General features: G+C 43.6%; 19 protein-coding genes. 7 read left to right on the forward strand and 12 right to left on the reverse strand.

Going from position 1 to position 25013, the window contains the following annotated elements; all coding sequences use genetic code 11:
• Positions 1-202: 202 nt before the first annotated feature.
• Positions 203-1765 (reverse strand): PAS domain-containing methyl-accepting chemotaxis protein, encoded by a 1563-nt coding sequence (locus FLM53_RS21355; protein ID WP_176679502.1) that lies wholly within the window; start codon positions 1763-1765, stop codon positions 203-205.
• A gap of 164 nt (positions 1766-1929) precedes the next feature.
• Entirely contained in the window at positions 1930-2397 is a 468-nt protein-coding gene (locus tag FLM53_RS21360) for an Lrp/AsnC family transcriptional regulator (RefSeq protein WP_017631704.1), read from the reverse strand.
• A 153-nt stretch (positions 2398-2550) separates the two neighbouring features.
• Here FLM53_RS21360 and FLM53_RS21365 point away from each other — a divergent pair, with 153 nt between their 5' ends.
• The 3 genes from FLM53_RS21365 to FLM53_RS21375 all read left to right on the forward strand — a co-directional run bounded on the left by FLM53_RS21365 (position 2551) and on the right by FLM53_RS21375 (position 7186).
• The gene (locus FLM53_RS21365; protein ID WP_176679501.1) at positions 2551-3516 is read left to right on the forward strand and encodes a hypothetical protein; all 966 of its coding nucleotides are present in this window, start codon (positions 2551-2553) and stop codon (positions 3514-3516) included.
• A 503-nt stretch (positions 3517-4019) separates the two neighbouring features.
• Positions 4020-4382, forward strand: a complete 363-nt coding sequence (locus FLM53_RS21370) for a hypothetical protein (RefSeq protein ID WP_176679500.1) — start codon at positions 4020-4022, stop codon at positions 4380-4382.
• Between the two features lie 47 nt (positions 4383-4429).
• Entirely contained in the window at positions 4430-7186 is a 2757-nt protein-coding gene (locus FLM53_RS21375) for an immune inhibitor A domain-containing protein (RefSeq protein ID WP_176679499.1), read from the forward strand.
• Between the two features lie 238 nt (positions 7187-7424).
• On the opposite strand, the gene FLM53_RS21380 is transcribed toward FLM53_RS21375, so the two are convergent.
• Positions 7425-8600, reverse strand: a complete 1176-nt coding sequence (locus FLM53_RS21380) for an MFS transporter (RefSeq protein ID WP_176679498.1) — start codon at positions 8598-8600, stop codon at positions 7425-7427.
• 293 nt (positions 8601-8893) lie between these two features.
• On the opposite strand from FLM53_RS21380, the gene FLM53_RS21385 reads away from it, so the two are divergent.
• Positions 8894-9784, forward strand: coding sequence for a LysR family transcriptional regulator (locus FLM53_RS21385; RefSeq protein ID WP_176679497.1), 891 nt, complete (start codon positions 8894-8896; stop codon positions 9782-9784).
• Between the two features lie 90 nt (positions 9785-9874).
• Here FLM53_RS21385 and FLM53_RS21390 read toward each other — a convergent pair whose 3' ends face one another.
• The 6 genes from FLM53_RS21390 to FLM53_RS21415 all read right to left on the reverse strand — a co-directional run bounded on the left by FLM53_RS21390 (position 9875) and on the right by FLM53_RS21415 (position 19906).
• The gene (locus FLM53_RS21390; RefSeq protein ID WP_176679496.1) at positions 9875-14776 is read right to left on the reverse strand and encodes a response regulator; all 4902 of its coding nucleotides are present in this window, start codon (positions 14774-14776) and stop codon (positions 9875-9877) included.
• A gap of 61 nt (positions 14777-14837) precedes the next feature.
• Positions 14838-15863: a two-component system response regulator gene (locus FLM53_RS21395; RefSeq protein WP_176679495.1), complete on the reverse strand. Its 1026-nt coding sequence runs from the start codon at positions 15861-15863 to the stop codon at positions 14838-14840.
• A gap of 337 nt (positions 15864-16200) precedes the next feature.
• On the reverse strand, positions 16201-16965 hold the full coding sequence (locus FLM53_RS21400; RefSeq protein WP_016794500.1) for an ABC transporter ATP-binding protein: 765 nt from the start codon (positions 16963-16965) through the stop codon (positions 16201-16203).
• Between the two features lie 12 nt (positions 16966-16977).
• A complete protein-coding gene (locus FLM53_RS21405; RefSeq protein ID WP_176679494.1) occupies positions 16978-17928 on the reverse strand; it encodes an iron chelate uptake ABC transporter family permease subunit in 951 nt (316 codons plus the stop codon).
• Complete coding sequence (locus FLM53_RS21410) at positions 17921-18874, reverse strand: ABC transporter permease (protein ID WP_176679493.1); 954 nt, start codon at positions 18872-18874, stop codon at positions 17921-17923. Before FLM53_RS21410 ends, FLM53_RS21405 begins: the two co-directional genes overlap by 8 nt.
• Positions 18875-18970: 96 nt before the next feature.
• Positions 18971-19906 carry a siderophore ABC transporter substrate-binding protein gene (locus FLM53_RS21415; protein ID WP_176679492.1) on the reverse strand — a complete coding sequence of 312 codons (936 nt, stop codon included), beginning with the start codon at positions 19904-19906 and terminating at the stop codon, positions 18971-18973.
• A 956-nt stretch (positions 19907-20862) separates the two neighbouring features.
• On the opposite strand from FLM53_RS21415, the gene FLM53_RS21420 reads away from it, so the two are divergent.
• Positions 20863-21072 (forward strand): hypothetical protein, encoded by a 210-nt coding sequence (locus tag FLM53_RS21420; RefSeq protein WP_017631719.1) that lies wholly within the window; start codon positions 20863-20865, stop codon positions 21070-21072.
• 231 nt (positions 21073-21303) lie between these two features.
• Here FLM53_RS21420 and FLM53_RS21425 read toward each other — a convergent pair whose 3' ends face one another.
• Positions 21304-21897, reverse strand: a complete 594-nt coding sequence (locus FLM53_RS21425) for a hypothetical protein (protein ID WP_176679491.1) — start codon at positions 21895-21897, stop codon at positions 21304-21306.
• Positions 21898-22163: 266 nt separating this feature from the next.
• On the opposite strand from FLM53_RS21425, the gene FLM53_RS21430 reads away from it, so the two are divergent.
• Positions 22164-22325, forward strand: a complete 162-nt coding sequence (locus FLM53_RS21430; RefSeq protein WP_176679490.1) for a hypothetical protein — start codon at positions 22164-22166, stop codon at positions 22323-22325.
• Between the two features lie 234 nt (positions 22326-22559).
• On the forward strand, positions 22560-23099 hold the full coding sequence (locus tag FLM53_RS21435; RefSeq protein WP_176679489.1) for a DUF3332 domain-containing protein: 540 nt from the start codon (positions 22560-22562) through the stop codon (positions 23097-23099).
• Between the two features lie 130 nt (positions 23100-23229).
• On the opposite strand, the gene FLM53_RS21440 is transcribed toward FLM53_RS21435, so the two are convergent.
• Together FLM53_RS21440 and FLM53_RS21445 are read right to left on the reverse strand one after the other, a co-directional pair.
• Positions 23230-23886 carry a potassium channel family protein gene (locus tag FLM53_RS21440; protein WP_176679488.1) on the reverse strand — a complete coding sequence of 219 codons (657 nt, stop codon included), beginning with the start codon at positions 23884-23886 and terminating at the stop codon, positions 23230-23232.
• On the reverse strand, positions 23887-24993 hold the full coding sequence (locus FLM53_RS21445; RefSeq protein ID WP_176679487.1) for an AI-2E family transporter: 1107 nt from the start codon (positions 24991-24993) through the stop codon (positions 23887-23889).
• Positions 24994-25013: the final 20 nt, after the last annotated feature.

Below are 25013 nucleotides of genomic sequence, written 5' to 3' on the forward strand. Positions count from 1 at the left end.
CTGAAACAAAAAACGGTAAAAATAAGGGAGCGCATCTCAGTAACTCAAAATTTGATAGGAATAGTAGAAGTGTAACTCAACCGCAATTGAACGGCGTTTTATTTATGTTTCAAAGATTTTCAAAACGAAACGTTGAGCTACAAAAAGCCCAGCTAATTTCGCAAGGCTTTCTCTTATTTCTCATTCAAACTAACTCTGACAGTTATTTTTCTTCAAAACGTTTAGCTAGTTGATAGAACTCGTTCACTTGCTCTTTCAGCTCTGTTGAATGGTCTTTAACAGAATGCGTCGCAACCAGGTTTTGCTCAGCCGTTGAAGCGATAGACTGCATATGAAGGTTTACATCACTCGATAGCTGACGCTGTTTATGCGCAGAGCTTTCTACCGACTGCATCAACTCGTTCATCGATTGCATCAGGTTCTCAACTTCCGATAAACGTTCTGAGCTTACCTTTGCTACATCGCCACACGCGTCTGTCTGTTCTCTGTTAGCCAGAATATCTTTTTGCCAGCCTTCAATCGTTGCAAGCATAGTATCAATGCTCTCTTTGATCTGAACTGTAGCCTTAGATGTTCGACCGGATAACGCCCGGACTTCATCGGCAACAACCGCGAAGCCTCGACCTTGTTCACCCGCTCTCGCCGCTTCTATCGCAGCGTTCAATGCCAACAGGTTGGTTTGTTCGGCAATGCCACCGATCTCTTCCATGATCTTGCTGACGCTCTGTGCTTGGTCGCTCAACTGGTACGTCGTGTGTGTCGCTTTCTCGGCCTGTGAAGCTAGGTTTTCAAGGTTGCGGTGAGTTTGGTTAATACTCTCTTTAGCACCTGCACAGGTTTGTAGAGTCACATCAACAATCTGATGCGCTTCTTCAGTACGAGAAGAGACCTCATTCGCCGTGACTTCAACCTCTTCCGTTGCTTCACGTACTTGTAGAATGTCTTTTGTTTGTTGATCTAACGCTTCTGATACTTCAAATGATGTGGCATTCAGATTATCGGCTAAGTCTTGTAGTGGTTTCGCAGAATCGGTCATGCGGCCTAATACCGTGCGAATTCGAGCAGACAACAACTTCAAGTGAAAATCGGCTACTGAGAATTTGCTGTTACCTGAATAAACTAGGCGGCTCACACTATCAAATTTCGACTGCAGTTTTTTCAGCTGTAAGGGAGTATCAATCAGCTCTTGTCGGAAAAGCAGAGCTAATGCAGAAACAGGCAGTAAGCTAAGAAGCCATTGGGATACTTGCCCTACTTCGACAAGATTTGAAACCAGAGGCGCAGCCAGAGAGCCCAATAACACAGCATAGCGAATACTATCACTGATCTGTAATGACCATTGGCGGCCAGATTTCTCAGCCTTCAATATGCCTTGGTAGGCCTTATCTGCAATCTGTACCCACTCATTCTTCGGTTTAACACGAACAGACTGATAACCACTCACCTTGCCGCTCTCGTAGATCGGGGTAACGTAAGCATCAACCCAGTAATATCCACCAGATTTAGTCTTATTTTTTACGATCCCGCGCCACGCCTTACCTTGCTTAAGGTTTACCCACATGTCGGCAAACGCCGCCTTAGGCATATCACCATGCCTAACAATATTGTGGTGTTGCCCTAGCAATTCTTGCTGGCTGTATTCTGCGATGCGACAAAAAGCATCATTACTGTAAGTAATCACGCCTTTAAGGTCGGTAGTCGAGACAAGTTGTTCGTTTTCGCTGAGAAGCGTTTCACGAGATTGAGAAGATGAGCTGACAGTCATTATATTAACTTTTGTTAATTATTATTTTAGGCGAGGAATATATACAATTATTAAAGTTATGACAAAATGTGAACATCACATTTTGTGTAAATGCCTGCTATTTAAACAAAAATAAGCCAGTGACCTCACAAACCTCAATGCATCACATACCTTCAAGCTAACGTTTATGACTCATCTAAGTTTACTGCGGTACTAAACTTCACCGTTCTCATTGATACAGAGGTGTGGAATTTTCGAATGTTTAAGTCTTTACGCAGCACCCGCTCCACAAAATCTTCATAGGCTTGAATGTCTTTGACCGTAACAATTAACATAAAGTCAAAGCTGCCGGAAATCTGGTAACACTGAGTAACTTCCGCAGCCTTTGAAATCGAGTGGCGAAATATCTGATAGATGTCCCCTCGATCTCGCTCCATTTCCACAGACACAACCAAAGTCATCTTACTGCCAGTAAGCTCCGGATTGATGATAGACACATCACCCACAATCACACCCTCTTCTCTCAAGCGCTTCACTCGCTTCAAGCAAGCTGGCGGTGATAAGCCAACAATCTCAGCCAGCGCTTGATTAGGAATTCGGTTATTCTTTTGAAGCTCTACCAGTATGCTTCGATCTATACGGTCTATTTCCATAATTTCTTAGAACCATAGTTTTGTAACTTATAATTTCTAATACTACGATAATTAAAAAATCTAACGCAACTTTACAAAGCCATTTCAAAATTATGATCACAACAATCGCGATAAGATCTTCTCATACAACACAATCGAATAATGGCCGTAACAATGAAATTCACTTATCAATTTTTTAAAGAACTCCTTAAAGAGATTTTCGATGTCACCTCGACGCTTTTTCGAATCATGATTCCAATCATCATCGTGATAAAAGTGATTGAAGAGCTCGGCGGTATCGTGATACTTAGCGAATGGTTAAGCCCTATAATGGAAAGCGTTGGCTTACCAAAAGAAATGGGCTTGGTATGGGCAACCACCATACTCACTAACATCTATGCTGGGTTGATTATTCTCATCAGTTCCGATGTTCCCCTTACTGTCGCCCAAGCTTCAGTGTTAGGCAGCATGATGCTTCTCGCCCATTCGCTGCCAATTGAAGGTGCGATAGCCAGAAAAGCAGGCGTGAGTTGGTTGGCAACGTTATCAGTCAGAGTCGGCGGCAGCTTGGTATTAGCATGGCTGCTGAACCTCAGTTATCAATATGGTGACTTACTCAACTACCCCGCGACTGTGCTTTGGCAACCGGAAGTATCAACGGATACAAGTTACCTCGCCTGGGCCTTGGATCAGATTAAGAGTTTTGCGGTTATCTTCATGGTGATCTCAGCTCTATTGCTGCTACTCAAGATCTTAAAGCTTGTTGGAATTGAAAAACTGATGGCAGTCATGTTGAGACCATTCCTGAGGTTGTTGGGAATCAGCAAAGACGCGACCAACCTAACCATCATAGGGATTACTCTTGGCCTTTCGTTTGGGGGCGGACTATTAATCAATGAAGCGAAAAACGGACACATCTCTGCAAGAGACGTATTCACAGCAATCATGTTGCTCAACCTACTCCACAGCCTGATAGAAGATACTTTGTTGATTCTATTGATCGGGGCAGATTTCTACACCATATTCTGGGGAAGGCTCGTATTCTCAGTGCTCGTTATCGCTCTGATATCTAACGTCATCAAGCGTATCAACCCAAGTGTTTGTGAGCGATACTTTTATCGCGATGTATCCCAATCTTAGAAGCACTAAACACTCGCTTACCTGTTACAAAAGAGCCTAACCTTGGGCTCTTTTCTCTCTTCCATCACCCCGTATCGCTGTTCAAACGTCAAATACCCCTTCGTGAAGCACTTTGAATCATGTTTGAACAACTAATTAATACTATTTCTCGTGAAAATAATTTGAGAGTGATTATTTACTAAACACTCAATTATTACGTGCATTTATTAAACATAAAAAATATAACATCGCGTTAGTTAATTAATCTCCGATACCTTATATAAAGCACTCTCCAGCATAGTAACCATAAACCTAACATTGTTATTAATTATTAAGACTATCAACTATTAATGCTTCCAAATTCACTAAATAACTGACAATAAAATAAATAGCCGATCTTATTTGATATTAACTCTTAATGTTGAAAGCGGAACGGATAATGATTTGTGATAATTATCAGTTTGATTGGTTAATTTTATAAATATATTTTGTTACATAATCAAAACTGATGGCTTGATATAAAAATGTCGCACAAAACAATGGCTTTAATGGTTCTACTTTTTTCCTCACTGTCACAGGCTTCCACCATTGAGAATGATGAACTGTTGCTCAAGTCATTGATTGAACGAGGCGTTATTTGTCCCGGCTTAACCTACGAGGACAACCGCGAAGCTTTACGTATCTATCTCAACGCAAAGCATGTGAAAGGCAGTCAGTTTGATTTGAAAAATAAGCAAGAAATAGAAAGTACCAATGATGTAGGTAATGAAAATGAGCCTGGTAATACAAACGAGATAGAAAGCAAAAACAAGTTAACTAATAAACGTCAGATACCTAAAACACCAAAAGAGTGTATTAAGCCAAACTCGGACAACCATTCTGAATAAGGCGAGTTGATTCTGATATCGACATGGAAATACAAAAAGGAAATGTAATGAAGATAATGAGAAAAACATTGCTAGCTTCAGCAGTGCTTACTCTATTTAGCGTCAGTAGTTATGCTAAAACGCCGATTGATTTAGGTGTTGTTAATGAAGACAAACTAATTGAAATGCTAGTAAGACAAGGCTTAGTCGAACAAGACGCAAGCGATATTGCAAAACACGATGCTTTTGACCGTTATTTAAAGAACAAGATCAACTCTGGCTTTAAAGGCGATGCCCAGTTCGGTAAAAAAGCGTTAGAGCAACGAGCGAAAATTCTCAAAGCCATCGAAAAAGGGTCTGGCGTTAAAAAAGCGAGCGTCTTTGCTCTGGAAGTCGGCACCAAGCGTACCGATAAAGTGCTCGCGCTATTGGTTGATTTCCCAGATTTGAACTGGGATGACAACAGACTAACCGAAGAGCACACGCAAATGCTCTACGAGAGCTACAACCCTGAACATTATCAAGAATTGTTGTTTTCAAACTCGGGTTACACAGGGCCAAATGGCGAAAACCTAATCTCGATGCGTCAATATTACCAAAGCGAATCGGGAGACAGTTATAGCGTTGCGGGCCAAGCTGCCGGTTGGTATCGCGCCTCGAAGTCTGCGTCTTTCTATGGTGGCAACTCCCCGACCACCGACAATGACTTGAACGCACAAGAACTGGTTCGCGAAGCGCTCAATCAATTGGCTCAAGATCCGAGCATCAACCTAGCCGATTACGACATCGAAGATCGTTACGATTATGACGGCGACGGAAATTTCCGTGAACCCGATGGCGTGATTGATCACCTAATGGTATTCCACGCATCTGTGGGCGAAGAAGCCGGTGGTGGTGTGCTAGGCCCTGATGCCATCTGGTCTCACCGATTCAACCTTGGTCGCACACATGTGCTAGAAGGCACCTCTAGTTCACTTCCAGATCGCTTTAATGGCCAATACGCAGCGTTCGATTACACGATTCAGCCGATTGATGCGGCAGCCGGTGTTTGTGCTCACGAATATGGTCATGACTTAGGTCTGCCAGACGAGTACGACACTCAATACACAGGCAAAGGTGAACCCGTTTCTTACTGGTCTATCATGTCTTCTGGCAGTTGGGCAGGTCAAATTGGCGGTACTCAACCAACAGCCTTTAGCTCTTGGGCAAAACACTTCCTTCAAAAGTCGATTGGTGGTCGTTGGATTAACAATGATCAAATCTCGATTGATGACCTAGAAGACAGCCCACAGGTTTATACGCTGTTCCAAACGACAGATAACAGCCGTCCGAACATGATTAAAGTGGATCTTCCAGAGAAACAGATCGAGGGTTTGAAACCGTTTGCTGGTGAGTACTCTTTCCACTCTCAAAAAGGCGATGACCTAAAAAACAGCATGACTCGTAAGTTGGTGATTCCAGCGGGTGATTCAGCGCTGCTTTCATTCAAAACTTGGTACGAAATCGAGAAAGATTACGACTTTGCACGTGTACTCGTGAATGGACAAGCTATCGCAGGCAACATCACCTCAATGGATGACCCATACAACACAGGTCTAATCCCTGCGATTGGTGGTGAGTCTGGTGGTTGGATTGATGCTGAGTTTGACGTTTCACAATGGACAGGCCAAGAAGTAGAGCTTTCGTTTGAGTACATCACAGACGGTGGCTTGGCGATGGAAGGTTTCTATCTAGATAACCTTGCTGTGGTTGTCGATGGTGAAGTGACTGAGATAGACGATGGTGAAAGCAACTCCACCTTCGCCCTTAATGGCTACAAGCTGAGTAATGGATTCCATCAAGCTCAGCACTACTACCTACTGCAATGGCGCAGTCACATGGACGTTGATGAAGGCCTAGCTAACATCAAACGCATGGGTCAATTGATGTCGTTCGATCCGGGTCTGATCATTTGGTATGTAGACGAATCTCTTACCGATAACTGGGTTGGCAAACACCCAGGTGAAGGCTGGTTAGGTGTTGTAGACGCAGACCAAAATGCCATGGTATGGGAAAACTCAGGCGAAGTTGCTCAAACTCGCTACCAAGTTCGTGATGCTGCGTTCTCACTCAAAGATCACACGCCAATGCGACTTGTAAACAGTGACAATGACGTACTTGAAGACACTAGTTTGGTGGGCAATGCGAGCTTCTCTGACGACCAAGATTACACATCACCTCAAGCACCAGACTCAGGGCGTATCCTGACTGAATTTGGTTTAGCGGTTGATATTGTGAATCAGAGCGACAACAACGAATACGGTGTAGTGCGCTTATCTAAAGTGAGCCAACACAACATCACTCCGACTGCGAACTTCGAGCTTAACGTTAATGGTCTGAATGTTTCTGCAAGCAACTTCAGTTCTGACCAAGACGGCGAGATTACTCGCTACCTATGGGACTTTGGTAACGGTGCAACAAGCAACGAAATGACACCAACTTGGTCTTATGAGCAAGCCGGTGATTACACGGTGAGCTTGACTGTTGTCGACGACAAAGGCGCCACTGATTCGTTCAGCTCTGTAGTGAGTGTTGAATCTCCAAACGCCCTGCCAGAAGCAAGTGCGAAGTACATCCACTTGGGACGCTGGGTAACCATGTGGTCAACAAGCTCAGACAATGATGGTCGTATCGTTGATACCGAGTGGACGCTTCCAAATGGAAAAGTAAAACGAGGTCGCACATACACTTCTATCTTCCCTTCATACGGGAAACATGAGGTGACCTTGAAGATAATCGATGACCAAGGCGGGATTACGACTAAGACCATTATGGTCGACCTATAATTCGCTCCAACCTCAAGTCATTGAAATAAGTACGTAACCAATAACGAGAGTACTGATAAACCAAGCTTAAGTACTGTTGTCATAGGATATAAGCCAAGACAGCAGTTTTAAGAAAACGTTATTATTTAAGCCGTAAGCAAAAGCCCTACCGATATGGTAGGGCTTTTTATTTGTCTGTATTCCAAGGAATCGTAATTTACTCGCAGCAATAGATTTACTGATTCACACTCGATACTCGTTATACAGGCTGCTTTTGAATACGTGATTTACGTGCGCTGAACGCGAACAGTAAGATAACCGCTAACACGAATGGTAATACGTAGATATTTAGGTTCTGCCACCCTGCGGTCGATTCTAGCCAACCAGAAAGCAATGCCGTAACGGTCACACAACCAAACACAACGAATTCATTAAATGCTTGCGCCTTAGCTTTGTTTTGAGACTGATAAGACTGGCTAAACAAACCTGTTGCAGCGATGAACATAAAGTTCCAACCGACACCAAGTACCACCAACGCCGCTCTGAAGTGCCAGATAGATTCGCCATGAATATTGATAGCAATACAAACAACAAATAATACCCCACCCGCCAAAATCATCATTCGCGAACCGAACTTCTCGATAAGTGAGCCAGTAAAGAATGCCGGAACAAACATACCCAACACGTGCCATTCAATCACACCGGCGGCCTTAGTGAAGTCGAACCCGCAACCGATCATTGCCAATGGTGTTGCCGTCATTAGGATATTCATCACGGCATAAGCGACCATGGCTGCGAACACAGCACCGATAAAGTTAGGCGCTTTCACAATCACACTAAGAGGATCGGCTTTAGGCGTCTGACTATTAAAAGAGACCTTTGGAAATTGAATAGTTTGTAGGATGAGTAATGCAAGAATATTCAATCCAATCAAAGAAGCAAAGGCACCAATATACAGGCCATCTTGCGACCACTGCTGTGACATGATCGCTAAGTTCGGCCCCAGTACTGCAGCAAGAACGCCACCAGCCATCGAGATAGAAATTGCGCGATGTCGTGCATTTTCATCACATACTTCGATAGCAGCGAAGCGATAAAGCGTACCAAAACCAATACCTATCCCGAGCAAAAATGTGGCGAAGCAAAACAAGTAGAAATGTTGCTGAGATAGCGCGTAAGTAGCAAGGCTTGCCCCTGTAATGCCAACGACATTACCAATGCTAAACCCTCTCTTTCGTCCTAATTTTCCCGAAATCAAAGACGCTGGAATCGTGGCTGCCATTAAGCCTAAAAACTGCAGCGCAACGGGCAAAGTAATCATGCTAACACTGGGTGCAATCTGCTTGCCTATCAAGCCAATCACCGAGATCAGCAAGATGTTACCCGTCATCAATAAGGCCTGACACAGTGAGAGCAGCCAAACATTTCTATTCATCTTCGTTCCTAAATATGAGCACAGTTGGTCAATAGACCAAAAATCCAACAAAGTCGCAACACTTTGTTACTTGCAATGAACTCACGAAGGCACTCAATCAACCAGCTACATGCCTCGACTTCGAAGAGTATTCCACCAAAGATGCTATGTTCTTCTCAGCTTGACGTTCTGAACGTTGAAATTATCATAACTTAAGATAATAATAATTTTTTGTTATTCATAAGCTTTGTTGTTCATGAGCTTTGTTACTTGGAAGCTCTTGGATTTGTGAGCTACGGAATTTAAAGGTGAGTATGATTAATCCACTTTGGCTCAATACGTTTAAGACTCTGGTTGAAGTTGGTCATTTCACCCAAACCGCCGAAAAGCTGTATATGACGCAGCCTGGAGTCAGCCAACATATCAAAAAGCTTGAGCAAGCTTGCAACTGTGACCTGCTATCGCGAGAAAATAAGAGCTTCGAACTGACCGAACAAGGTCGGATTATGTATCGTTATGCGCTTAAGCTAGAGAAAGACCAAGAAGATCTGTTTGAATCGTTAAGTTTCGATAACCCATATTCAGGGCAATGTAACGTCTCATGTTCAGGTTCACTCTCTTTGCGCCTTTATCCAGAGTTTCTTGAACTTCAGCAGCAACACCGAGAGTTAAACATTCACCTCGAAGCAGCACCGAACCAGAAGATATTGAATGATTTGCTCCAAGGCACAACGGATATTGGCATTGTAAGACACTCGCCTAACGACAGTTATTACCAAAGCCAAGTGATAGGCAAAGAAGCCTTGTGTCTTATTGTGCATCACAGCCTTGCTGATCTAGAAATTACCCCACAAGTTCTGCACGAGATTGGCCTAATCGCTCACCCCGATTCGGCTCACTATCTGTCTTTGTACTTCGATCTCTGCGGGGATAAAGATCTAGCGAACATTAACATCAACGAAATACCGACATCTGGTTATATCAATCAGCTTCACCAGATTCTATTACCCGTATCTAGGGGGCTGGGGTTCACTGTATTACCGGCCGGAGCCGTTGAGCACTTTGCTGAAAAGGATAAGCTGCACGTCGTGCCGCCGAAGGTGGAAGTTGAAGAAACCTTATATTTGGTTCAAAAGCGAAACCGAAAACTGCCACACCGATACAACACGGTGATTGATCTCATCAAGCAAAACGTCAGCCATTAGTTCAGCACATAGATAAGATTAAAGCCTTTAGTTATTTCGCTGTAAAAGCTAAAGGCTCTAATATTAAATTGATGTGATGCAGGTAATCGGCTATTCAGAAGCGTTAAGCACCTCATTAGCCCGCTCGAAATCGTAATTCTCTAACGCACTTCGGACCGCTTTCAAGACATCCGAATGTGGATACTCGATGAGCAACTCCGACACATATTGCGTCGCATCATTATCATAAGCATCCAGCAATGATAACAACTTGCTACGTTGCTCTGAGGTAATGCTAGATGAGTCAGAACTATCACCAAGGTTAATCTCGGCTCCCTCTGTGCATGGCGCCTCAAACTCGCTCTCAACCACTTGAATTAATTCGGCTAACCCAGAGTTTCCTTGTTTAAGATCTTGCTCGTCACACGCCTTGTTGTGAGCTTTGCTTTCTAAATCACTGAGTAACTCTGCTAATCGTAACCCACCAATCGAAGCCGCCATGCTTTTCAGCGTATGCAGATTTCGTTCTAAGGTCACCCATTCGAGTTGCGTTAAGTTATCGAACGTTTCTGCCATAATCTCAGGGGCACCTTGGCAGAACCTATTCAACACCTTGGCTTGTAGGTCACCGTCATGATTGGTGAGCTGTTCAAATCGAAACTTAGAAAAAATAGGCAAACTCGCGCTACCTGAGCCTAATTCAACCTCATGACTTAGATTCATATTGTCTGTCTGCTGTGATTTCACAGATGCATTGGCTGACGGTTTTCCTTCGACCAATAACTCAGGAACAATGTATTTAGAAATCAAAGAGGTCGCTTTATCAAAAGCGACCGGCTTATCCAAGAAGTCAGTGACGCCCGCTTCTCTTGCTCTTTGTTTAGCATCGGCAAACACGTTGGCCGACATCGCAATAATAGGCACTTCTTTATTAAACTCGCGAATCAAACTTGTCGCTTCAAAGCCATCCATAATCGGCATTTGCAGATCCATAAAGATCATGTCGTAATCATTACTTTGAGCTAACTCTACCGCCTCTTTACCATTCTCAGCTAAGTCAGCATGCAGTTTAGAGCGAGTGAAGAATGCCAAAGCTAAGTCTTGATTCAAGTCATTATCTTCAACCAACAGAACCTTCTGCCCTTTGAACTCTATCTGATAATCCAGTTGCAACTCTTGGGCTTTAAACTGCGCTAACTCTTCATGAGTCGCTCTCGGTAAAGTCAGATCAAAAGAGAATTCACTGCCTTGTCCTAGCACGCTCTCAACCGTGATTTTGCTTCCCATCGCGTGAACCAATTTCTGGCTGATGTTAAGCCCTAACCCAGTTCCGCCGAATCGACGTGTTGTAGTGGTGTCCGCTTGGCTAAACGCTTCAAATAGCTTGTGTAGATTCTCATCCGAGATACCAATACCGGTGTCTGTCACACTCACCTTCATAGTCAAACTGCCTTCGCTTGATCTAACATGAGCCACCGTTAACGCCACACTGCCTTTCGCCGTAAACTTAATCGCATTGCCAATAAGGTTGAGCACCACTTGGAACAGCCTGAGTGGATCGCCTCGAAGTGGAGTATCTAACTCAGGGTCTATCGACATCGACAAGCTGAGCTGTTTCTCAGCCGCTTTCGAGTCCATCAACTCAATCACATCGTGGAACGTTGTCAGAGAATTGAAGGGGATATTGTCGATAAAGAGCTGGCCTGCTTCAATCTTGGAAAAATCGAGAATGTCATTAATGATGCTTAACAGTGAGTGGCCTGAACGGTGAACCTTTTCAACATAGGTTCGTGCTACTGGGTTGACGATCTCTCCCATCGCGAGATAAGACAGGCCAATAATCGCGTTCATTGGCGTTCTAATTTCATGGCTCATGTTAGCCAAGAATTCCGATTTCGCTTGGCTTGCAAGATCCGCTCTCTCTTTTTCCTCAGCCAACTGCTCATTGAGGTACTTCATTTCTGAGATATCGAACGCCCAAAACAGTGTGGCGATCTCACCATCGAGTTCAAACAGGTAGTAGCTCACGAGCGCCACAAAGCGAGTGCCATCTGACTTACGCAGCACTAACTCTCTGTTTTCCACCTTACCGTTGAGTTTAAGCTCCTTGTGTACCTCTTCACGTACCGTTAACGAGTCATGAATCGCTGACACGTCAATATCATCGAGCTCTTCGCCTTCTACGACGAACAAGCGTTTTGCGGTATCGTTGGCATAACGAACCTGCTCCTCGAATACCACCGCAGCAGCAATCGGAGAGCTATTGAGCATATTGTAGAGTTGATTCTGCGCCTTTTTGAGCGCTTCAGTCGCTTCATTAGCAATACTGATTTGCTTCGCTAATTTACGATTCCAGAAAATAATAAGCAGAAGGATAACCAGCGAGAAAACCGAAATGGTGTAAACCAACTGGTAGTCGACCCTTTCTATCGCTTTAGGTGCCGCCCACTTTGCAGAGATCTTCTGATGTTCTTCTGCGGAAATGTTAGCAATTGCCTTATCCAAAATAGAATAAAGCAAAGGTTCTGACTTGGTCACATGTAAGGTCGGAGAAAGGAAAAAGTCCAGTCGCCCGATAATCCCCACCTCTCGGTGACCGTATGAATCAATCAGATAATTGAGGACATCAACAGTATCGATCATGCCGTCCAAGCTCTCATCATCCAGCATGGTAAGGCCTGTTGCGGTGGCGTCGACCAATACCCAGTCAACATTCGGGTATTTATCGACAATCGCGTCGGTGTTGGCTGCATTCCTAAGAATACCGATTTTCCACCCCGTCGCTTCCTCAAGCACCAAACTACTCACATCTCGTCTTGATGCGAGCGCTAAACGGCTTGAAAAGAAGCTCTTAACGGGTTTTACATTGTCTCCCAACGAGCGATTCTCTTGAGCTGCAGAGACGACATCGACTTCATCATGATCGACTAAACTTCGGGTCTCTGACCAATTCGCCACATCGACATGTTGAATTCTCAGCCCTGTTTTCTGCTCGACCAAGGTCAAGTAGTCATCAATCATCCCGATGTATTCGCCTGTACTGGATACCGCTTCATAGGGCAGCGAATCCGGATCGATACCAATTCTCACATCCGGATTGTTCTTCACCCACTCTCTTTCAGCTTGGCTTAGGTTTAGGATTTCACCCGTCAGATTATTTGCTTGATAAATGTCCGCAATGTAACGCTTGGCGGCGTCACCAAACGAACTGAACTGCTCAACAGCGGGGAAATAAACATGTTTTTTCTCAAGTGACTTAGTATCAAAATAGAAAGTCATTGAGCCAGAATTAGTCGTGCCACCCTTTGTACGATAGCTCGCCACCTTGGTGACAGATGAAAAGTGAGAGGTATTCTTTTTCTCCCCTATATCATCAACAAGGTTACCGATGTACCAAGCTTTAATGGGGCGATTATTATTATCAGCTTGCGCGGTGATCACCTGGAAAGAGCTGTCCGTATCGAAGATTTCGAACACCTCGGTCAACTCTTCAAAGCGGTCGTTAACGATGAAATACGCTGATATCTGCGCAATCACGTTCGCTTTCTTAAGCACTTGACTTAGATCACCCTCTACATGGGTATCAATGATGGTGCTTAACCCATCTTCAGCGAGCTTTAGGTCCTCTATTGCCGCATTAAAACCGTCTCTCAGCTCTTCAGTCTTAAAGTCGACATAGATGGGATAAGTGACTTTATAGCTGTCATGCAGTTGCAGCTCTGCCATCTCAATGAAACGAGTATTAGTAACAAACCACTCCAAAACACGTCTCTCGACCATCAGCACATCAACGTTTTGAGCCCGTAATTGTGAAAACGCTGATTCTAGGCTCTCATAATCTTCAACACGATCAATGTCTAGTTTGTCCCTGAGCGTCTCAACGGATTTTTTTATTGGTGAAGTGTCATCAAATAAAAGTGCGCCTACTGAAAGATCTTTCTGAGATTGAAGCTTGAGATCACGTCGCACGAGAGACACAGGAACGAACTCTACATCAAGGACGCTATCACTTAGGAAGTGCGCTTCAGGATCATCAAACTGAACACCAGAAACGAATGAAATTGAGTTGTTATTATCGATAGCTTTTCTGGCTGCACTAGGGGGGAGCGTGACAACGTCACCCAACTTATAACCCATGTCGTTCAGTGCACGTTGGATAATGTCGTGTTCGAGGCCTACAGCTGTACTGTCTGGGTACATATACGGAGGGTTACCAAAGCCAAATACGCCCTTTAGCGGCACTCGATAAGGGGAGCTGTCTAACCACTTTGATAAAATCTTATTCTTTTTGTCTATATCAAAGGTCGCTACCTGCTTGTTGAGGAGCGTCAGTAGCTCTTCCTCATCCGTTCGAACGACCATTGATGCTTCGAGTCTTTTCCAGTGCTCAAGCACGTAATTGATCGTTAAATCATGAACACCAATATTTTTCGCAAGATCCATGGTAGTGATGGGTTCACCCACGATACCGTCGACGTCTCCTTCACCTAGGGCGCGCACCGCATCAATAACGTTATCAAAATCGACTCGTTCAATAGAGTTCAATTGAACACCAGCTTTCTGTAAGTCGATGTTTTCATTAACCATCGCAATTCGACGCTTGTGAGTTTGATCTAAATTAGTATCGATGACGTTATCGATAGGCACAATCACAGCCACTTGATACGGAACATAAGGGTCACTTGCTAAAAAGCGGCCACCCTCACTTGGATCAAACTGCTGAAAAGGGAACACATCGCCTCGCCCATCAAGTAGGGCGGCTTTTGCTTCTACACGTGAGTTAACGCTGATGAAACGAGCATGGACACCGAATCGGTCTTCAAGATCTATTGCCCAGTCTTTGATGATGCCAGACACTCTTCCATCATCATCGATGAATGAGTAAGGGTAATGGTTAGCCAGTGCGATGAAAGTAATCGTGGGTTTGATATCGAGCCAGCGGTTTAGCTGAGCGTCTGTCACTTCGGCGGCGCTGACACTCCCGTAGAAGCATAGCCCCGTCAATAACCACATCGTGAATAGGACGACTCTGTTTTTTAACTCCAACACGAATGCACGACATCTAGTAAAGAGATTAATCATCTTTGAATTTTTCTTTAATGGCTAAAATCTGAGGTAAGTTTTCAAACAACAGCTCTACGATTCTCGGATCAAAGTGTTTGCCTTTCTGATCTTCAAACAAACTCAACGCTTCATCGACACTCCACGCTTTTTTGTAGGGCCTTTCTGCGGTCAGAGCATCAAATACATCAGCAACCGCAGCGATACGACCGACTAAAGGAATATCTTCACCTGCTATCTGATTTGGGTAACCACTGCCGTCCCACTTTTCATGATGATATTGCGCGACTTGAATGGCCATTTGCATTAATTTGGAATCACTCTGCCTGCCAAGTATTTCGACACCGAATTCAACGTGCTTCTGCATAATCGTCCACTCGTCAGCATCCAACTTACCCGGCTTAAGTAACACGCTATCTGGAATACCAATCTTACCAATGTCGTGCATCGGTGCAGCATCACGCAAGGTTTCCGCATCTTCGTCTGTCATCCCCAAAGCTCTGGCTAATATTTCGCAATAATGGCTCATGCGCATAACGTGCATGCCCGTTTCGTTATCTTTGAATTCTGCCGCCCTACCCAAGATATTCAGAGTCTCTAACTTGCCAAGATTGATCTCTTGGGTTTTCTCTTTAACTTGGCTGAACAAAGCGCGTTGTTGGTCATACAACGTAATATGGGTCTTCACACGTTGGAGAGCAATTTCAGGGGTAATAGGTTTCGTTAAATAATCAACAGCGCCTAAAGACAACCCTTTCACTTCAGCTTCAGGATCCATTTTGGCAGTAACAAATATAATCGGTATATGCGCGGTATTCGGTTGCGCTTTTAGCTGACTACACACCTCGTAGCCATCGATGTCGGGCATCATGATATCAAGAAGGATTAGATCAGGCTGTGGCACCATCTTCGCTATCTTGATGCCAATGGTACCATTAATGGCTACCTTTACTTGGTAGGTATCTTTGAGTATTGCAGTTAACACATCCAAGTTACTTGGCGTGTCATCTACGACTAACACTATTGGTTTACGACTCATTGATGCCTCGTATAAAAATCAAACAGTTATAATCATAGTGTAGATGGCTTTTCGCACCACTCAACATGAAAATGACAAATGATTGTTAAAAATGAAGAGTAGATCTTCGAGTGACATCAAACTAACGCTGAGCTCATATGCATGTCAGAATTTCGGCGGGCAATGTTTAAACAATTCACTGGTAAATTCAGTTGTTCTCCTTTTATGCAACTCACTTTATTTTGGTTAATCAAGCTTTCGACCATTAAAACACGTTGGCAAAAGAACCGATAACGAGAAACAAAAAGAGCTCCTCATACGGGAGCTCTTTCCTTTCTGTAGCTAAATACTAATAAGTCTAACGACCCGAATAGTACATACAGATTCGAACGCCATCGAACTCACGAATCTCAAACGGGATCTCGTAGATCGATTCCATCACTGATTTTTCAACCACTTCCGAAACCTTACCCGACTTAACCACTTGGCCCTTTTTCATCGCGACAATGTTATCTGAGTAACAAGAAGCAAAGTTGATGTCGTGAATTACGATCACTACCGCTTTATTAAACTCATGCGCTAAACGACGTAGCGTCTGCATGATCTCTACAGAGTGCTTAATATCTAGGTTGTTCAGAGGCTCATCTAGGAACACATAGTCCGTATCTTGCGCCACAACCATGGCAATGAACGCCATTTGACGCTGTCCGCCACTTAGTTCATCAAGGTATTTGTTTTGAATATCAGTAATACCAAGGTGCTCTAGCGCAGTATCAACGATCTTATGATCTTCGTCTTTTAAGCGACCTTGTGAATGGGGGAAACGACCAAAACACACCAATTCGCGAATCGTAAATCGCATATTGATGTTGTTCGACTGTCTTAATACCGCAAGGTGCTTAGCCAGCTCTTTGGTATCCCATTCAGCCAGTAGCTTGTCGCCAATAATGACTTCACCAGCATCACTGTCTGTTAAGCGACTCGCCATTGAAAGCAGTGTACTTTTACCCGCACCATTTGGGCCAATAATAGAAGTCACTTCCCCTTTCGGGAACATAGCGCTGGCATCATCCACCACGAGTGATTTGCCATACTTCTTACTTAAACCTGTTAATTTAATCACTACTTACTACCTTTACTGAATTCTGGTGCGTAACAACAAGAACATAAAATACAAACCGCCGACCAAGTTAATGATCACACTCACTGTGGTTTCAAACGACATCACTTTTTCGATGAACCATTGGCCAGAAACGAGTAACACTACTGCTAATAAGCTGCTAGCAATGATAAGAGTGCGGTGCTGATAAGAGCTGAATATCTGACGAGCCAAACTCACAGTGATTAAACCGAAGAAAAGCACCGGGCCAACCAAAGCCGTAGATACTGCCACCATTACCGACACAATCACCAAGGTTATCTGAGTCAGTCGCTTGGTGTTCACACCCAAACTTGTCGCGTTATCGACACCAAGCCAAAGCACATCGAGTTTAGGTGCCAACACCCATAATCCCAACAAGCTCAAACCTAATGGAGCAAGGCTGAGATAAACCAGTTCACCTTTCACGTTATTGAAGCTTGCGAACATCACATTCTGCAGCACCGCAAACTCGTTTGGATCAATCAACATCGCCAAGAAGTTAGACAAGCTTGAGAAGACGCTGCCACACACGATACCAATCAACAGCAGTGTGAATACGTTGTTTCGCTTGCTCTTAAAGTAGAAGTGGAACAGAGCAAAAGAGAACAAGATCATCACAGACACAGACATCGAAAAGTTTGCGATGGAATCAATCACCCAGAAGCTCGTACTGCCAAACACAAACAGAAGCACCGTTTGAACCAACATGTATAAGCTATCAAAGCCCAAGATAGACGGGGTTAGAATTCGATTATTGGTGATGGTTTGAAAAACTAGTGACGACGCAGAGATCGCCACCGCAGCCAACACAATCGACAACAGTTTTGGTAATCGCAAGGACAGAAAGAACTCGTAGTTATCCCACGTAAGCCCCTGCCCAACAAAAACCGCGGTCATACCCAAAGACGCGATAGCCAGAATCGCAATTTTTACTGAATCACGCATTCGACTTGTCTCTCATGATTAGGTAGATAAAAATCAAGCCACCAAAGATGCTGATTACCATTGAGATTGGAATCTCATAAGGGAAAATGACGATTCGCGCTAACAAGTCACAAGCCAACACCAAGATCACACCCCAGTAGGCTGTCCAAGGCAGGATCTTCTTCATGTTATCGCCCATCATCAGCGACACAACATTCGGCACGATAAGGCCAAGAAATGGAATAACGCCAACAATCATCACCACAGAAGAAGCACAGATAGCGACAAGAGCTACGCCAATGAAAACGATCTTCTGGTAATTCAAACCGATGTTTTTCGCAAAGCTCTCACCGATGCTCGCTGCGCTGAACTGGCTCGCGAAGTAATAAGCCAGCACACAAGCAGGCACCGCGAGATAAAGGATTTCATAGCTACCTTGCAAGACACTCGCAAAGTTCGCCATCGTCCATGCCGACATGGTTTGTACCAAGTCGTATTTGTAGGCGATAAATGTCGTTAACGCGGAAACCACATTGCCATACATGATGCCAATCAAAGGCACCAATACCGCATTCTTAAACTTGAGGTGTTGTAGGAAACGAACCAATAACATGGTGCCGAACACTGCAAACGCGAAGATGAAACCTAAATAGCTCCATTGCGCAGCATTACCTAGCACTAGAATACCAACGATGTAACCCAACATGGCACAGTCGATCGTTCCCATCGTTGAAGGCGCAGCAAACTTGTTTTGAACGATTTGCTGCATGATCAAACCAGAGACACTCAAACCGGCGCCGGCCAGTACAATGGCGAGCAAACGAGGAATTCGACTAACAATATAAATAGAGTTGGCGTGTTGGTTGCCATTGAAGAAGTCACTAAAACTGATTTCAGCGACCCCAATCATCAATGACGCAACGCATAACACAACAAGAAATACAGCAGCTGCAATGGGTTTCAACATAGAAATAATACTAAAGGTAGGTCTCGGATAGCCCGTATGAAAAGTGAAAAAGGGCTTATAAGAACGTTCTTATAAGCCCGAAAATCTGATTATTGGTTACTGTTGAATGGTACGTTCAATGTCACCCAACATTCTGTGAATCGCTGTCACACCGCCACCAGCTAGGTACCAAGCACTTGAATCAAGGTAAACGATGTTGCCTTGCTGTGCTGCAGGTGTTGCTGCTACCAATGGGTTATCAAACAGTTGTGGTGCACGACCTTCTGACTTACCAATCGCTTTCTCGCGGTCTAGGATGTAAAGCACTTCAGGTTTTGCATCTGCAATGTATTCGAAAGAGATAAGGTTACCGTGCGTACCTTTGATTGGCGCTACTGTTGCACTCTTTGATTCGACGTAACCGAAGTCATCAAAGATGATTGAGAAGCGGCTGCCTTTGTTGAACATCGCAATGTTGTTGCCGTTGTTCATCAGCATCATTGCTGTGGTTTCGCCAGACGTTACTTTGTCGTTTACCGCTGCAATAGAGTCTTGAGTTTCTGTGATGATCGCTTCAACTTCAGCCTGCTTATTAAATAGCTGACCTAGTGCACGCCAGTTTTCTTGAGCGTCAGCCCAGTACTTGTCACCTTCAATAGAGAACATGATCGTCGGAGCAATTTGTGCCAATTTGTCGTAAACCTTAAGCATGCGGTTTTCAGCAATGATCACATCAGGCTTCAACATATAGATAGCTTCAAAATCAGGTTCGCTCAACGAGCCAGTGTTTGCTGTCGTTTCTTTGTAAGACTCTAGGTAATCAGGCATTAGACTATGAGGCGCGCCTACTGGCTTCACACCAATTTTGTCTAGCACATCCAAGCTACCAAAACCTAGAACGACGACACGTTGTGGCACTTCATCAAACTGCGCTGTGCCCTTTACGTGTTCAATAGTCACGGTTTCTGCTTGAGCAGTAATCATGAATGATGATGCAAGAACGATAGCAAGCCCGCTCAATAACCGGCGAACTGAATTGATTGTTTTCTTCATGTTTCTTCCTTTGCCATTGAGACAAACCACCACTCATGACAATGAAAGTCTGATTACTCATAGGTGAGTATGGGGCCTACACAACTGCTAAATAACGATAATTTAAAGTCTGTCATTGATTTGACAACAAACTTGTAACGCAAGTGAGAATTATTATCAATTATATTTGCAGTAATTAAGGTACACAACAACTTTATTATTCAGAAACGTAAAAGTGATTATTCACATTTTGCCAAACCACTATCCAAAACGAACATAGCTGAACAGCATTGAAGAACAGAAAGGATAAATAGTAATCAAATGAAGGAAGAAATGAAGGATGAGTAGGCAAGGCTGAAAATTTCAAAGAGTGATATCACCATAAAGTCACAACATACGCGCCTTGAGCCATGAAAGAGCGAGAAATTTACAATGTAAAACTACTATATAACAGCGAGTTAATTACAAATGACAAGATAAGAAGACCGATAGTTCTTGAGGAGAGCTTATGTTCGAACAGCATAGCCAGTGGCACTACTTAAGAAAGAGTAAGTTCGCCACCCATTTCTCTCTTTAGCGCTAAAATTGTGGTGATATTTAAATCAAAATTATTTTAAATTAATTTTAAAATAGGGTTGTAATTCTAAAAACTAGGCGTATAGTTCGCCACCTGGCTCTAATCTATAGAGCTGTTAATGCTAAAGTAAGTCCAAGTTCCACAAAGACAGTTCTCGATTCCTCGTTACACCATCTCTGCGTCAGCTTTCACCCAGATAGTCATTCAATAGCTTCTCAATTAGATCCCACTACCGTTCTATTCGTCCTTTGCTTTCTTTTTAGCGAATTCAAAATAGATCGATCACTTAAATATAAATGTAATAAATACAAGGCACAGTTATGTCACGCAGAACAACAAGACAAACCCATTGGTACCAACTATCACGCGAAAAAACAGTCAATAAACTAAAAGGTAATAAATGCTCAAGATCAAAATAGATTTACACAAAGAAGAACTTTCATGGGTCACCGAGATTCGACAGCTCAATAGCGATATACTCCACCGCCACATATTGCCCAAGCTACAACACAACAGTTATCTCATCGACTTTGAATTTAATGAAAGAGACAGCATCGGAACTATCGTTTCGCGCAACGGAAACACCCTAGGACATTTCACACTCCTATAGCATTTCCCAAAGGCGACAAAAAGAAACATCGCCTAGTTCCAAAGATATAAAAGATGTCACCCTCAATTCGCTCTAGCAGAACAAAATAGAGTAGAAGTAAAACAGATCTGAAACCTAGCCCTTTTTGCATTTCACACGCGGCTAACGCTAGCTAGGTTATCGTGCTTCTATTGAAACCAACTTATATCGAACTCTGAATCACCACTGCGTCATTATCAGTGTATTCACGGACTAATAAGTTAACGGCATCGACCTTAACTTCTGATCCAGAGTATATAAGTGTTCTGCAGCTTGCATGTGTTGAGGGTAATCACTGAACTTCTCACGATTCTCCTCATTCATCTTACATGTCTCATCCACCAGCATTAACTTCCAATACAGCTTTGTTGTATGCAGCATTGCCAGTAAAGGTTTGAACACTTCTTTCTCATAAGCTTGAATCAACTCTTCGATCAATTCATCACGCTCGTCTTCACTTGCGATTGAACCATTGGTTGCAGCCAACACTTTTTGATATTTCAGGTTGAGTTGCAGTTTATCCATGACCGTTTGGTTATCTTCCGCCAGTTCGACCAGCTTCGATTTAATGATACTCAGCCAATTTTCTTGGCTAAGAACCGCTTCATCGACACTCGAAAAGTCTTCGCGGATTTGACGTTCAACGTCTTTTTGAGCCTTCTTTAAAACGGCACGCACCTTTTGAAAAGGCAACTGAAATTCCTTACTTAGCTCGATAATCAGTTTATGAAAACCACCATTGGGTAGGTGTAAGTTTTCTTTAAACGTCGCCATTGCGGCTTCTTGCTGTTCTGTAAGGTTGCTCATTCTCTTTCCTATTCTTTATAACTCGCGGTGCCGAACCCGAGATCATACCATTATTAGCCACGATTTTTCGGTTACTTCAGGCGCGAACCCTAGACAGGTGCTTAAATTCGCTCAACACATTCTCATTCGGCTAGTTTTTAGACCACATGGCATTAAATGGTAAGTCCCGTTCGGTGAATATTCGTACATTACGCACTCAGGGTATACAACCAGACAGGAGTCTTTACTTATATATGCAAAATAACAGCGAGAAGTGAGAGAGCATCATGACCTATTCAGAATACAAAGAATCCGATTTACATAAGTGCGTGAGCATTGCTGGTGAAGCAACGGTTTCTATTGCCAAGTTTGTCTTTAAAGCCACCACCCTTTTATTCCGATTTTTCCGTTGGCTTGCGGTGAAGACTTATAACTATGTCATGAAGTAACCTCTGTTATTATCACGACTCTTCCTTTCAAAAAATTAAGCGCGCCCTTTTAGGTCGCGCTTTTTTTATGTATGTATTTTCCGTAGTTAAGTTTCCCATAATCAAATTTTGATACTTGAAGTACGTGACCACTTTATATCGCCAATGGCGTTAAATGGTAAAACTGACCATCGAATAAAAACCATACTACACCTGTTCCAACGAAACAGACTTCTAACTTATACAGGTACTAAAATGAAAAAGATTGCACTTAAAATTGTAGGACTAACGGTTTTGGCTTCTGCGCTAACTGGTTGTATCGGCAGTAACGCCGTAACAGGGAAAGTGATGAAATTTAACGTTGAAGTTGTCGATAACCGCTATGCTCGTGCAGGTGTAAACTTCTTATTAGCGCCTGTGTACGGTATTACTACCGCTGCCGACTACGTGGTATTCAACTCACTTGAATTCTGGACGGGTAAAAACCCAATCAGCGGTGCACCACACGTGTTCGATACAAAAACAGACACACACTTCAAAGTTAATGATGAACTTGACCCAAGCCTAAAAGAGGCTCCTGTCGGCCCAATCTCAAACAACCGCACTATCGAGACTGGTGAGATGATCAAGATTGATGAAAATACTATTCAAATGGATATCGTCTACACCAGTGGTGAAACAGCAACGCTGACTGGTATCAAAGAAGGTCAGAACGTGACTTACTACATGGACGGTCAGTTAGTGTCTCAAACGACTATTGCTGAGCTAGAGAAGATCCAAGGTTCTGAGGCTTAAGATTCTTAGTTCGCACTGAGACCTAAGATTCGTAGCTCATAGCGAGCTCAATCTCAAAGCTACGTTTGACTTTGAACAGCCTAAAACAGAAGAAGCCCGGCGATTGCCGGGCTTCTTTGTATGTGCTCGATTAGGACTGAGATTGAGCGAGTCGAATACTCACCAAACTCGCCACCATAATCGCTAAGTAAAAACTACCGATGATCGACTCCATAAACACAAAAAACTGAGCAATAGGCAAAGCAGGTGAAATGTCACCATAGCCTACCGTTGTTAGAGTGATGAAGCTGAAATACATCGCATTGAACAAGTTCGTAAGCCAAACTTGCTCTTCTAAACCGTTAAATGCATTCGGAAAGATTTCTAAAATCAACAAGTAGATGGTCGACCAAGCAAACCCCAACAACAGATAAATACAGATGGATCCGATGATGTGATTGGGTGTGACGGTTTTCGCTTGTATCACCTGCCTTAACGCCGAGTAAATATGTGAAAACAGAAAGATGGCCAACGCAGTTAAAGTAACAATCGATAGGTTGTAGCCTTCTAAGAAAGAAAACACACCCGACACCGACGCGGTAATCAACAACAATCCATACCAGGAACGATACAAAGAACGCTCTTTATGAATGCCTACAATCGAAACCGCTAAGGTAATAATGATCAAAAATAGAATTGTTTTTTGGCCTTGCGGATAAAACTGCTGCATCACCGCGCAACCAAAAAACAACACCAACAGTGCATAGAATAAGAAGTAGAAGTTGTCGTCTTTCGAGACTGCCTTCATCTATTTCACCTCAGTCTCTGCTTTGTCTGTCTCTGCTTCTGCTTCTGCTTGGTTTTTCTCTTCAAGCCCAAGCCACGCCATCATCAGTTCGTAGGTCAAACTCAGAATCACAGCACCAACAAACAAACCGACAATGCCTGACATCGCCATTCCACCCAACGCACCCAATAAAATAACCAACATTGGAATATGAGAACCACGGCTTAGTAGTACAGGCTTCAAGATAGCGTCACTACCACTCACCAAAATACACCACACTAAGAACAAGCTTGCCGCTAGCGTCGATTCAACACTGAACATGTAAATGATGGCTGGTAAGAGAGCAAGAATCGGTGGAAGTTGGATGATTGCAATTAACAGTACTGCGAGCGCCCAAAATGCCGCAGCAGGCACGCCCGCAATCACTAAACCAATTGCCGACATCATGGATTGAATCACAGCAACACCAATCACACCTTGCACAACACTACGAACGGTCGATTTTGAAAGCTGTACTAGCTCTTCACCTTTGCCGTCAGTTAAGCGTGCCACCAAGTGAGTTACACCTGTTTGGCATTTATCGGCGTTGCTCATAAATGCACCAGCAATGATGGTCGAGATGATAAATTGAATGAAGCCACCGCCCAATGAACCCAGTACCGACGCTGCTTTGGTCGCGAATATCTTCAGCTCTTCCGCATACTTGATGAACACACTTTCTATATTGGACGAAGCGTGAACTAAAGCCGCATAGACTTTTTCACCAATCAATGGAATGTCTTGCAAAGATTCTTTCGGTTTAGGCAGAGACAAAGTGCCATCTTGTAGCCCAGTCATTAGATCTGATGCACTGGTATAGATACCAGATGAAAGCGCCACCAACGGAACCAGTAGCAACAACACACCAATAAAGCTCAGTAATGCACTCGCTTTGCCTTTCGACATCCCGGTTTTATTTGAAATAGCCACTGCCACTGGGTATAGCGCAGTCGCAATGATTGCGCCCCACACGACCAACAGAATGAATGGGCGCAGAATTGAAAAACACCAATAGACGAGCATGGCAATGGCTGCAATTTTTATTGCGGCATCAATCGCCTGTTTTGAAAAATCATCGGTTAACTTCATGAGACGTCCTTGTTAGGGCA

Origin of the sequence: Vibrio sp. Scap24, from assembly GCF_013394185.1 — a bacterium.
Lineage (GTDB): Bacteria > Pseudomonadota > Gammaproteobacteria > Enterobacterales > Vibrionaceae > Vibrio > Vibrio pomeroyi.

Bases quoted from the DNA above. Each gene is read 5' to 3' on its own strand.
- FLM53_RS21355 (WP_176679502.1), bottom strand. From the start codon at position 1,765: ATGACTGTCAGCTCATCTTCTCAATCTCGTGAAACGCTTCTCAGCGAA.
- FLM53_RS21360 (WP_017631704.1), bottom strand. From the start codon at position 2,397: ATGGAAATAGACCGTATAGATCGAAGCATACTGGTAGAGCTTCAAAAG.
- FLM53_RS21365 (WP_176679501.1), top strand. From the start codon at position 2,551: ATGAAATTCACTTATCAATTTTTTAAAGAACTCCTTAAAGAGATTTTC.
- FLM53_RS21370 (WP_176679500.1), top strand. From the start codon at position 4,020: ATGTCGCACAAAACAATGGCTTTAATGGTTCTACTTTTTTCCTCACTG.
- FLM53_RS21375 (WP_176679499.1), top strand. From the start codon at position 4,430: ATGAAGATAATGAGAAAAACATTGCTAGCTTCAGCAGTGCTTACTCTA.
- FLM53_RS21380 (WP_176679498.1), bottom strand. From the start codon at position 8,600: ATGAATAGAAATGTTTGGCTGCTCTCACTGTGTCAGGCCTTATTGATG.
- FLM53_RS21385 (WP_176679497.1), top strand. From the start codon at position 8,894: ATGATTAATCCACTTTGGCTCAATACGTTTAAGACTCTGGTTGAAGTT.
- FLM53_RS21390 (WP_176679496.1), bottom strand. From the start codon at position 14,776: ATGTGGTTATTGACGGGGCTATGCTTCTACGGGAGTGTCAGCGCCGCC.
- FLM53_RS21395 (WP_176679495.1), bottom strand. From the start codon at position 15,863: ATGAGTCGTAAACCAATAGTGTTAGTCGTAGATGACACGCCAAGTAAC.
- FLM53_RS21405 (WP_176679494.1), bottom strand. From the start codon at position 17,928: ATGCGTGATTCAGTAAAAATTGCGATTCTGGCTATCGCGTCTTTGGGT.
- FLM53_RS21410 (WP_176679493.1), bottom strand. From the start codon at position 18,874: ATGTTGAAACCCATTGCAGCTGCTGTATTTCTTGTTGTGTTATGCGTT.
- FLM53_RS21415 (WP_176679492.1), bottom strand. From the start codon at position 19,906: ATGAAGAAAACAATCAATTCAGTTCGCCGGTTATTGAGCGGGCTTGCT.
- FLM53_RS21420 (WP_017631719.1), top strand. From the start codon at position 20,863: ATGCTCAAGATCAAAATAGATTTACACAAAGAAGAACTTTCATGGGTC.
- FLM53_RS21425 (WP_176679491.1), bottom strand. From the start codon at position 21,897: ATGAGCAACCTTACAGAACAGCAAGAAGCCGCAATGGCGACGTTTAAA.
- FLM53_RS21430 (WP_176679490.1), top strand. From the start codon at position 22,164: ATGACCTATTCAGAATACAAAGAATCCGATTTACATAAGTGCGTGAGC.
- FLM53_RS21435 (WP_176679489.1), top strand. From the start codon at position 22,560: ATGAAAAAGATTGCACTTAAAATTGTAGGACTAACGGTTTTGGCTTCT.
- FLM53_RS21440 (WP_176679488.1), bottom strand. From the start codon at position 23,886: ATGAAGGCAGTCTCGAAAGACGACAACTTCTACTTCTTATTCTATGCA.
- FLM53_RS21445 (WP_176679487.1), bottom strand. From the start codon at position 24,993: ATGAAGTTAACCGATGATTTTTCAAAACAGGCGATTGATGCCGCAATA.